The 11267-nt window shown below is 69.9% G+C and carries 6 protein-coding genes and 1 pseudogene; 2 read left to right on the top strand and 5 right to left on the bottom strand.

Features of this window, described 5'->3' with window-relative positions:
• Positions 1–153: 153 nt before the first annotated feature.
• From ACWPN8_RS25955 to ACWPN8_RS25935, 5 genes and pseudogenes are all read right to left on the bottom strand, one after another.
• A pseudogene (locus ACWPN8_RS25955) lies at positions 154–339 on the bottom strand (Wzz/FepE/Etk N-terminal domain-containing protein); the annotation flags it as partial.
• Between the two features lie 174 nt (positions 340–513).
• On the bottom strand, positions 514–2670 hold the full coding sequence (locus ACWPN8_RS25950) for a hypothetical protein (RefSeq protein WP_492242831.1): 2157 nt from the start codon (positions 2668–2670) through the stop codon (positions 514–516).
• Complete coding sequence (locus ACWPN8_RS25945) at positions 2667–4514, bottom strand: glycosyltransferase (protein WP_492242830.1); 1848 nt, start codon at positions 4512–4514, stop codon at positions 2667–2669. The genes ACWPN8_RS25950 and ACWPN8_RS25945 overlap by 4 nt, the downstream gene beginning before the upstream one ends.
• Before the next feature lie 41 nt (positions 4515–4555).
• A complete protein-coding gene (locus ACWPN8_RS25940) occupies positions 4556–5941 on the bottom strand; it encodes an oligosaccharide flippase family protein (protein ID WP_492242829.1) in 1386 nt (461 codons plus the stop codon).
• A gap of 518 nt (positions 5942–6459) precedes the next feature.
• Positions 6460–7473: a LacI family DNA-binding transcriptional regulator gene (locus ACWPN8_RS25935; RefSeq protein WP_492242828.1), complete on the bottom strand. Its 1014-nt coding sequence runs from the start codon at positions 7471–7473 to the stop codon at positions 6460–6462.
• A 258-nt stretch (positions 7474–7731) separates the two neighbouring features.
• Between ACWPN8_RS25935 and ptsP the strand changes: the two genes are divergently transcribed.
• Positions 7732–10275 carry a phosphoenolpyruvate--protein phosphotransferase gene (gene ptsP / locus ACWPN8_RS25930; protein ID WP_492242827.1) on the top strand — a complete coding sequence of 848 codons (2544 nt, stop codon included), beginning with the start codon at positions 7732–7734 and terminating at the stop codon, positions 10273–10275.
• Positions 10272–11246: a 1-phosphofructokinase gene (pfkB, locus tag ACWPN8_RS25925; protein ID WP_492242826.1), complete on the top strand. Its 975-nt coding sequence runs from the start codon at positions 10272–10274 to the stop codon at positions 11244–11246. Before ptsP ends, pfkB begins: the two co-directional genes overlap by 4 nt.
• The last annotated feature ends 21 nt before the right edge of the window (positions 11247–11267 follow it).

Below are 11267 nucleotides of genomic sequence, written 5' to 3'. Positions count from 1 at the left end.
GGTCACCAGGGTGCGGCCTTCCTCCATCAGCGGGCTGAACAGGCCCGGCTTGTTGGTGGGGGCGGCGTATTCGGGTTCCTGCCCCAGGTTCAGCGCCTCGACCACGCGGGCGGCGAGATCGCGGGAGCGCAGGATTTCGACCTCGGTGTTGACGGTGTCGAGATAGATCCCCATCGGCTCGGAAACGGAGGGGATGTTGATGACGCGGTTCGGATGCGGGTCGATCACCACGACGGTGGAGGAGCTGTAGAGCGGGGTCATGGCGTTGATCAGCAACACCGCCGGCAGCCACAGCACCGCGGTCAACCCGAGGATCAGCCATTTCTGGCGCCACAGCATCTGCACCAGCCGGCTGACGTCGACCTTGTCGGCGCCCGTTCCGACCGGCGGCGCGACAAAGCCGGCGGCGAGACCGGCCGTGCCTGACGGCAATCGGTGTTCCGGTGCGTCCATGGGCTCAACTCCTTCATAGCGGGCGAACGGTGCAGGGTTTTGCTGATGCGGCTGGGCGGCTCAGGCGACCTCTGCCGGGTCGCGGGTGGGCTGGCGGGTTTCCGGCGCTGCCTCCGGTGCCCGTTTGCCGCCGACCTCCGGCGGGCGCGCGGGAGGCGCGGTGGCGCCGTGTCCGGCCTTGGCCTCGGCCAGGATGCGGGCATAGCGGGCAACGGTGTTGGGGGTGACGTTGACCAGCGTCCCAGTCCCGCCGCCATTGGCGACGAGTTGGGCGACCTGGAACAGCGCGCGTCCCTTTTCCAAAACCTCTCCGGGCAGCATCCACAGGATGGAATCGATGTTGGAGGCCAGCCATCCCGGCTTCCCGCTGCGCGTCAGGCGGCGTTCCGCCGACCGGACCTGCGCGGTGTTGCGGATGGTGTAGAAGGGCGACCAGCCGTCCCAATCGCCGGCGGTGAAGGGGAGCGCGACAAATCCGCCGTCCGTCACCACCGCCTCGGCGGCACCGAAACCAGACTTGGTCCACATGTAATCGAAGCCTGCGGAGCGGACGGCGGCGGCGACCTCCGGCCGCAGCGGACCGGGGCGGGCGCTGTCGTAGGGCCGCCACGCCTCGTAGAAGCGGTCGAGCCGGTAGCGGCGCAGCGCGTTCCCGATCAGGCGCCGGGCGTCCATCGCCGGCGCGCCGCTCCGCTTTGCCGTGCGCGGCGTGTCTTTCGGGGCCGCCTCGACGCTGGCTGCCGGAATTTCCGATGGGCGCGCGCGCGGGGAGATGCGCAGGACGGGGCGGCCCTCCTCCCAATGCAGGCGCGGGGTGTGTCCGGGCACCAGAGGGGAGTCGACCAGCGGCCACCAGCCGCGCGGCATCAGCCCTGGCGGCAGCATGGTGGCGATCTCCGCACGGGCATCGGCCAGCAGGCGGGTCAGCTCACCGCCCTGATTTTCGAGGCCCGGCATCTCTCCCTCGGCGCAGACGCCGCGGCCGGTGCTGCCCAGCAGAAGCTCCACCCGGCCCAGCACGCCGCCGCGCTCCTCCGGCACCGCCAGCAGGGCGAGGTCGGCGGGGCTGGACTGGGTCAGGCTGTCGACGGTGACCACCAGCCCGCAGCGCAGGCCGGTCGCCGCCACCAGATCGAGAATGCGCGGGATGCAGTGCAGCTCGCGGATCATGCCGGACCACAGGACCAGCGTGGTCAGCACCCGTCCCTCCGCCGCCCAGCGGCGCAGGGTGGCGTCGTCGGGCTCGAAGTCGGTGAAGGGGCGCGGCGGCGCGGCGATGCGCAGCGGCACCGCGGCGGTGCTGGCGAAGGGCGGATCGGGATCGACGATCTGCAAGCCGCGGCCCAGACGGCCGAGCGCGAAGAAGTCGTGATCGTCGAACTGCCGGCCATAGACCGGGTCCGCCCCGGCCTGGATCAGGTCGGCGGCTCGCTCGATCACGTCGGTCTGCGGCCGCCCATAGAGCGGCAGAAGCCTTTTGCTCGCAGCCAGCGGCAGTTGCGCCGCGATCAGGTCAGGGTCGCCCAGCAAGGTGCCGCGTCCCCATGCGGCGTGACGGCGGGCCAATGCCACGCTGAAGCTGGCATAGCTCTCCCCCGCCACCTTGCCCTCGACGGTGTCCAGACCGCCGGGAAAGGTGCGGGCGCGCACCGGGTCGACGCAGTGGCCGGTGAAGCGCCGGGCGCCCAGCGTCTCCAGCCGTTCCCGCAGCCCGGCATCGGCACTGGCGTCGATGCCCAGGCAGGGCTCCGCCATCAGCTGCGGATAGAGGAACGGTGCCGCGACGATGCCGAGCAGGGTCTGCGGCGCCATGTCCAGCACCGCGACCTCCTGCGGGAGCGGCTGCCCCAGCAGGCGGAAGGCGGCGTCATACAGGGCGGCCGGATCGGTGCTGCGCAGGGCGCATTCGCCGCCCGCCTCCACCACCGGCCAAAGCGGAGAGGCCGGGTCGCCCAGCGCCACGACGCGGAAGCAGGTCGTCAGCCACAGCGCATGGTCCAGATGCCGGCCGCCGGCCATCAGGCTGCCGGTGCCGGTCGCCTCGGTGCGGTTGCCGTCCTCCCAACCGCCGAAATGCCGGCCGCTGCGGCGTCCGTCATAATAGAGGTCGAAGGTCCATCCGGCGCGTTCCGCCGCGGCGGCCAGCACCGGCGCCATGGCGACGCGGTGCGGATCGCCGCCATGGGCGAGGAAGAGGAGAAGGGGCGGTTTGGTCACGATGCGCGGCCCTCCGTCCCGCCGCCGCGCCGGCACCACCACAGGTGCCATTTCGCCACCCCCGGCGGGCCGAAGTGATCGGTCTTCTGCAGGGTCAGGCCGGTGGCGGCGATGGCCTTGCGCATCTCTGGTGCCCAATGGTGGCGGACCAGCGCCTTCCATTCCGGCAGCACGCCATGGCAGCGCATGGTCGCCAGCAGCCGGTCGGGCCGCCAGCGGTAGTAGCGGGGATAGGCGATCACCCACAGAGGGTTGGCGTTGGTGGTGTCGCAGACGATCCGGCCGCCGGGCTTGACCACCCGCTGCAACTCGCGCACGCCGGCTTCCAGATCCGGCAGGTGGCAGAGCAGGTCCATGGCGATGACGAGGTCGAAGCTGTCGTCGGGGAAGGGAAGCTTGCGGGCGTCGGCCTGCTGGACGGTCAGGGCGGGGAAGCGCTCCTTTGCCTCCGCCAGCATCTCGTGCGAGATGTCGACCAGCGTCACGTCGTGACGGCCGGCGAAGGGGCCGGTGATGCGGCCATAGCCGCCGCCGACGTCGAGGATGCGCATCCGCGGCAGTCGTTCCAGCTCCGCCGCCACCGCGCGCCGCTTCTCGTCATAGATGCGGTAGAAGGGGGTGGTGGGGTGGTCGGGGCGGAAATGGCGGCGGTAACCGTTGTTGTAGATGCCGGAGCCGGCGGCCTGGGTGCGTTCCGCCTTGGCATTCTCCAGCAGGACGGCGACCTGGGCGGCGACCGTGTCGACGTCGAACGTCTTCGCATGCTCCAGACCGGCCGCGGCGACCGCCTTCAGCCCCTCGCGGTCGGCCAGCCGGGCGATCAGCATGTCGCGCAGCGGTTCGGCTTCCCCCGGTGGTACCAGCCAGCCGGTGCGGCCGTGCTCGATGATTTCGGGGAAGCCGCCGCAGTCGCTGGCGACCACCGGCACGCCCAGCGCCATCGCCTCCACCACCACGAAGCCGAAGCTTTCCCACAGGGAAGGGACGACCGCCATCTCGGCCCGCGCTACCACGGCCAGCGCGTCGTTGCGCGGCAGGGCGCCGGTGAAATGGACTCGGTCGGCGACTGGGGCGACGTCGCGGCGGAACTGGTCGATGACGGCGGCGCTCGCCGAATCTTCGCCGCCGATCATCATCAGGTGCAGGTCGGGGTTGGCGGCCAGGACGCCCGGGATAGCGCGGCCCAGCGTGGCGATGCCCTTGCGTCCCTCCAGCCGGCCGAAGAAGGCGATGAAGCGTTTCGGCAGCGGGATCGGCGGTTCGGCCGTCCGGTTCGCCGCCACCGCGGCGATGTCGATGCTGTTGGGGATGACCTGGATCAGCTCCGGCGCGATGCGCCAGTAATCGGCCACCCGCCGGGCAATGGCGCGGGTGGAGGCGTAGATCGCGGTGCTGCGCCGGGTCTGGTCGCGCTCCAGTGCGTTCAGCAGATGGGTGTGCGGAACCCAGGGTTGGCTGTTGGTGTCCATCACCAGCCCGGTCGGGGTCGCCAGCCGCGTCACCACCGGGATGGTGCTGAAGCGGGTCAGCCACCAGGCGTCGGCGTCGAACTCCGCCGCATGGACCACGTCGGGACGGAAGGCGCGGACGGCATCGGCCAGCCGGCGGTTGGTCCGGAAGCGGTCGACCACCGCATGCCTGTGCGGACCCGGATCGACGCGCTGCACCGTCACGCCGTCCTCGATGGAGGTGCCGGCCGGCAGGCCGCCGGCCTTCCATGGAGTCACCACCTGGACGGTATGGCCCAGCCGCGCCAGTGCGCGGGCCATCGTATGGGTGTGCGTGGCGATACCGCCGAGCTTTTCGCCGGGTGGGTATTCGGGCGTCAAGAGCGACAGTCGCATTGCGGTTTCCTCAATTCCTAAAGAATGTCCGGTGGGTTCGGTCACTTGGCCACGCGGCCGGCCGGGGTGGCATCCGGAGTAAGGGCCGGAGCGGCTGTCACCGGGGCCGGCTTGTCGAACAGGCGCCGCGGCAAGGCTGCAAGCATCGCCGGGTCGGGAAGGAAGACGCGCCAGGGCAGTCCGGTCGCACGGCGGTAGAGCGTCGCCGCGGTAGCGAACACCAGCGTGTAGGCGACGGTGGAAACGATGGCCGCCGCCAGGATTCCGCCGCCGCGCAGGAACAGCAGCAGCCCGGCCAGCGTGACCACCATTCCCAGCAGATTGGCCAGGGTGGCGGTGAAGGGCCGGTTCTCCGCATAGAGCCCGTTCAGCAGGATCGACGCGGCGGCATAGAGGATGGCGCCCGGCAGCAGCAGCCGCAGCGGCAGCGCGCTGTCGGCGAAGGACGGGCCATAGACCAGCCCGATGGCGATGTCGGCGAAGACGAAGAGCCCGCCGCCCAGGAGACCGCCGATGGCGAAGGTCGCCTGAAGGCTGTTCAGCACCAACTCGCGCCCCGACTGTCCCCGCCGGGTGGCGGCAGGCATGACGACGGTGGCGAGCGCGCCGGACAGGCTGACGATCAGCCAGGACAGGCTGGTCGCCAGCGCATAGAGCCCGACCTGCGTCGCCGACAGGAAGGCCGGGATGATCAGCAGGTCCAGCCGTTGCGTGATGACGCCGCCCACCACGTCGCCGTGGGTGCGCAGGGCATACCAGACGGTCTGCCGGCCGAGCGCCGGGTCGGGGCGGCCGATGCCGTGGCGGCGGACCAGCAGCCCGGTCGCCACCACCAGCACCAGCGTGCTCATCGCCGCCTGGACGATGACGGCGGCCTCCACCGTGAATCGGCCGGTGGCCCACAGCGCGGCATAGACGATGGCAACGCCGGCCGGTTGAAGGAAATTCAGTGCGTTGAAGCTGCGGAAATCCTGATCGCCGAGGATCAGGCCCAGCATCAGTTCGGACAGCAGGGCCATGGCGATCATCGGCAGGTAGAGCCGCGCCAGCGCCAGCGTTTCCGCCGGCTGTGCCGCCAGCAGCGTCGGCAGCAGCAGATAGCCGACGCCGATCGCCACCGCCGCAACCGGCAGCAGGATCAGGGTCCAGGTGCTAAGCAGGCGGCCGCCGGCGGCATGGTCACGCGACAGCGCATAGGTGACCGCCTTGCCGCAGCCCATGCCGAACAGCCAGCCCAGCAGTTGCACGGTGGTCAGCACCGCGGTCAGCGCTCCCCGGCCGTCCGGACCGATGGTGCGGGCGACCAGGATCCCGGTCAGCAGCCCCAGCGCCATCGTCGTGGCGGTGACGAGCACCGTCGCCACGCCATGCCGGGCGAAGCTGTTCTGCTTTGCCGCCGCCTTCCGTCCGGTCAAATCCTTCAGCATCGCGCCGTCACCCCCGTTGATGGCCCTGAATCCCGCGCACTGCGTAACCTGTCGTTCTGGAACTCCTGTTTTGATTGCAGCCCCACTCCCGATTTGAAGCGGCTTTCACTTGCCTACTTTTGCCGGCGAAAAATAGTTCGCATCACCAACATTGTTCGACAAATTCAAAAGTTATCGGGAAGAGGAACAATCGTAAAATGCGGCCGTTATTTGATCCGACGCGCATTTTTGTTGTGCGTTGCAAACAGGACGGTAGTGGGGTGTTGGTCCAGGGTCAACGCCGCTTTCGGAACTGTTCTTCCCACACACCAGGGGAGTATTTTTCTTTGAACATCCGTTGGCGAGGACTGTCTGACCTAGCGTATCTTTCGGGCAGCGGTTATCGGCGACGCCCATTTTCCGGCATCGGGATTAGCCCGTTGCTGGGCCGGTCGCACACGGGAGGGGAGGGGGAGGCGCCGTTGCGCCCCGCCGCATGGCGTCGTCGGATCGCCGCCTGACGCCATTGATGGGCGTCTTCAGTCGGCCGCGGCCATCCGTGCGGCGGTGGAGCCGCGCACGATGCAGGTGCCGCCGAGAATGAGGCGGCGGCTGGGACGGTCCGGCGCCTCCAGCCGTTCGAACAGAAGGGCCATTGCGGACTGGCCAATGTCCTGCACCGGCTGTTCGATGACGGTCAGGCCGGGACCGACCAGCTCCGTCCAGGGTTCATTGTCGAAGCCGGCGACCGCCAGACCGTCGGGAATCGGCAGATGGAGCCGGCGGGCTGCCTTGACCACGCCCATCAGGAACAGGCTGTTGCTGACAATGAAGGCCTCCGGCCGCTCGCGCTCCGACATCCACGCCACCACCGCCTCTTCCGCCGCATCGGCATGGGGGGCGAGAAAGCGGGCCGCCGGGGCGAGGCCGCGGGCGGTCATGGCGGCGCGGTAGCCCTCATGGCGCTCCTGGCCGGTGGTGCTGGTGTTGCCGAACAGCCCGGCGATGCGGCGATAGCCCTGGCCATGCAGATGCTCCACCAGCATCGCCGCGGCACGCGGGTTGTCGAGGACCACGGCATCGTGACGGCCGGTCGGCGCATTGCGGTCGATCAGCACGACGGGGAAATCGAGATCCAGCCCGTCCAGCCGGTCGAGCGTCGCCCGGGTGGGGGCGAAGATCAGGCCGGTGATCCGCTCCTCCTGCATCAGGCGCAGGTACAACTCCTCCCGTTCGGGATTCTCATCGCTGTTGCACAGGATAACGCGCATCCCGGCGCGGTAGGCCGCATCCTCCACCGCGCGGCTGACGGCGGTGAAGAAGGGGTTGCGGATGTCGGACACCACCAGCCCGATGGTCTGCGAATGCTGCGAGCGCAGCCGCCGCGCCGACAGGTTGGGGCGGTAGCCGGTGGCGCGCACCGCATCTTCCACCCGCCTGCGCAGGGCGTCGCTGACCGGACCGTTGCTCAGCACGCGTGACACGGTGGCGACCGACACGCCGGCGGCCAGGGCCACGTCCTTGATGCCGACGGTTTTTCCCGAGACGCTCATGTCCAGACCGATCGTGTGGAAGGGTGCCCGATTGGGGAGGCGACCTTAGCCGCATGGGCCGAAGATGACCAGGGCGGGGTATTTTCTGAAAACGTTTCCAGTAGCCTCGGCAAACCATCCTTCATTTTTGTCCGACTGACAAGCCATTCATCCAGGAAAACCCATATGTTGCAACGCAACAAGCGTTGACAACCGAACTGTAATCGTTTTCACTTGGTTCAACAGCACAAACAAAAGCCCGCGGAGGAGACGGTCGCCATGCTCACCGACACGCACCCCTTGAGCCTTCCCCCCGATCTGATCCGCCTCGGCGCCGCTCCGGCGGGCAAGGAGGCGGCGATCCGCGAGGCGGCGCAGCTGCTGATCGCCGCGGGCTGCATCGACCCCGCCTATGCCGACAGCATGATCCGGCGCGAAACGGTGGCGAACACCTTCCTCGGACATGGCGTCGCCATCCCACACGGCATGGTGGACGACCGCAATCTGGTCCGCCGCAACGGCATCGCGATTCTGCAGGTGCCGGACGGCGTGGTGTGGAACGACGGGCAGACCGCCCGTCTCGTCGTCGCCATCGCCGCCCAGTCGGACGCCCACATCGCCATCCTGCGCCGCCTGACCCGCCTGATGCAGGACGAGGCGCGGCTGACCGCCCTGTTCACCACCGGCAACCCCGCCGATCTCGTCGCCGCGCTGTCCGACGAGACCGCATCGCCGGCCCCCTCCACCGCCGATGCCGGCGACCTTGCCGAGAGCTTCGAGTGGGTGGTCGATTATCCGACCGGCCTGCATGCCCGCCCCGCTGCCGCCTGGGTCGAGAGCGCCCGGGCCGCGTCCGGCCGGGTCCGCGTCCGCCATGGCGGGGAGAGCGCCGACGGCAAGACGCTGGTGGCGCTGCTGCAGCTGGGCCTGCGTCCGGGCGACCGCATCACCGTGTCCACTGACGGGCCCGACGCCCGCGCGGTGCTGAACCGGCTGCGCGCCACCATCACCGGCCTCAGCGCACGGGAAAAGGCGGACGCCGCCGCCGCGGCGCGCAAGGCGAAGGCCGTGGTGCAAGGCTGGACCCCGCCGGCCGCCGGCGGCACGAATGGCGGCCGCGAGATGCCCGTGGTTGTCGGCATCGGCGCCAGCCCGGGCCTGACCATCGGCCCGGTCCACGTGATGCCGAAGGCCGACCTGACCGTTCCCGACCGTCCGGCCCCGCTGCTGGAGGGCGGCAACCGCCTGCATGAGGCGCTGAACCTGACGCGCCAGCAGCTGAAGGCGCTGGCCGACGACACCGCCCGCCGGCTTGGACCGGCCGAGGCCGGCATCTTCGCTGCCCAGGCGGAGCTTCTGAACGACACCGACGTCATCACGCTGGCCTGCCAGTTGATGGTCGAAGGGCACGGTCCCGGCTGGTCGTGGAACGAGGCGGTGGAGCGCAGTGCCGCCAAGCTCGCCGCCAACCCGAACCCGGTGCTGGCCGGCCGCGCTGCCGACCTGCGCGATGTTGGCCGCCGGGTGCTGACCCGCATCGATCCGGACCTCCGGGGCGGCTCCATCCGCGACCTGCCGGACACCCCCTGCATCCTGGTCGCCGACGACCTGTCGCCATCCGACACCGCAGCCCTCGACATGGGCCGCGTCATCGGTCTGGCGACGGCGCAGGGCGGCCCGACCTCCCACACCGCCATCCTGGCGCGCACGCTGGGCCTGCCGGCGATGGTCGCAGGCGGTGCGGCACTGACCGGGCTCGCCAACGGCACCACCGCCATCCTCGACGGCCAGTCCGGCCGCCTCTATCTGGACCCCTCCGACACCGACATCGCCGCCGCCCATGGCTGGATCGACGAGCAGCGTGTCAAAAAGGCCCAGCAGGAGGAGCGGCGCAGCCTGCCTGCCCGCACCCGCGACGGCCACACGGTGGAGATCGGCGCCAACGTCAACCGTCCCGATCAGGTGGCGATGGCCCTGTCGCAGGGCGGCGAGGGCGTCGGCCTGATGCGCACCGAGTTCCTGTTCCTCGAGCGCGGCGATGCGCCCAGCGAAGAGGAGCAGTATGAGACCTACCGCGCCATGCTGGAGGCGCTGGACGGCCGCCCGCTGATCGTGCGCGCGCTCGACATCGGCGGCGACAAGCAGGTGCCGCATCTGCAATTGCCGCATGAGGAGAATCCCTTCCTCGGCGTGCGCGGCGCCCGCCTGCTGCTGCGCCATCCCGAACTGCTGGAGCCGCAGCTGCGCGCGCTCTACCGCGCCGCCAAGGGAGCGAAGCCGGGCGCCCTGCTGATCATGTTCCCGATGATCACCACGCTGCGCGAGATCGAGACGCTGCGCGCCGTCTGCGACCGCATACGGGCCGAACTGGACGCCCCGGCGGTGCCGCTGGGCATCATGGTCGAGGTGCCGGCCGCCGCCATCCAGGCCGACGTGCTGGCCCGCCATGTCGATTTCTTCTCCATCGGCACCAACGACCTGACGCAATACGCGCTGGCCATCGACCGCCAGCACCCCGAACTGGCGGCGGAGGCCGACAGCTTGCACCCGTCGGTGCTGCGCCTGATCCGCCTGACGGTGGAAGGGGCGGAGAAGCACGGCCGTTGGGTCGGCGTCTGCGGCGGCATCGCCGGCGATCCGTTCGGTGCCGCCTTGTTGGCCGGGCTGGGTGTGCGCGAGCTGTCGATGACCCCGCGCGACATCCCCGGCGTCAAGGACAAGCTGCGCGACAGCGACCTCGCCGGCCTGCGGGCGCTGGCCCAGCGGGCGCTGGATTGCGAATCGTCAGATGAGGTGCGGGCGCTGGAAGGGGAAGCGTCATGACGAAATCCGGCTTGAAGTCAGTCGTCACCGTCACGCTGAATCCGGCCATCGACCAGACCATCATGGTCGAGGCGCTGAAGCCCGGCAGTGTCCATCGCGCCAAGGCGGTTCGCCACAATGCCGGCGGCAAGGGCGTGAACGTCGCCAGCTGCCTCGCCGATTGGGGTACGCCGGTGGCCGCGACGGGCCTGCTCGGCACCGGCAATGCCGCGCCTTTCGAGGCGCTGTTCCAGGCCAAGGGCATCGCCGACGCTTTCCTGCGGTTGCCGGGAGAGACGCGCGTCAACATCAAGATCGCCGACCTCGCGGCCAACGATACGACCGACATCAACCTGCCGGGCCTGAGTGCCGATGCGGCCGCCGTCGACCGCGTCCGCGAGACCGTGCTGGGGCTGGTGGAGCCGGGCACGCCGGTGCTTCTTGCCGGCAGCCTGCCGGAAGGCTTGCCCGCCAAAACCTACGCCGCCCTAACCGCCGATCTGGCGGCAGCCGGCGCCCGCGTCGTGCTGGACAGCAGCGGGGCGCCGTTGGCGGCGGCGCTGGCTTCCACCGGTGCGCTGCCCCACTGCATCAAACCAAACCGGCACGAGCTGGAGGATTGGGCCGGCCGGCCGCTGCCGACGAACGCCGACCTGCTCGATGCGGCCCGCGATCTGCATCGCCGCGGCGTGTCGGTGGTGGTGGTGTCGCTGGGGGCGGACGGTGCGCTGTTCGTCGGTAGCGATGGGGATGGCGCCCGCGCCCTGCACGGCCGGCTGCCGCCGGTCCAGGCGCTCAGCACCGTCGGCGCAGGCGACGCGATGGTCGCCGGACTGATCGCGGCCTTCCAGCAGGATGGTGGACTGGAGGATGTCGCCCGGCTCTCGGTGGCCTTCGCCGCCGCCAAGCTCGGCTGTTTCGGCCCCAACCTGCCCGATCCGTCGACGGTGCGGTCGCTGGCCGCCCAGGTGTCCCTGACCCCGATCGATTGAGATTTCCGGCACCATCGGACT

The organism is Azospirillum sp. UENF 112521 (genome assembly GCF_058780665.1).
The sequence above is the reverse complement of the archived record's forward strand: the minus strand, read 5'-3'. Positions and strand labels throughout refer to the sequence as shown.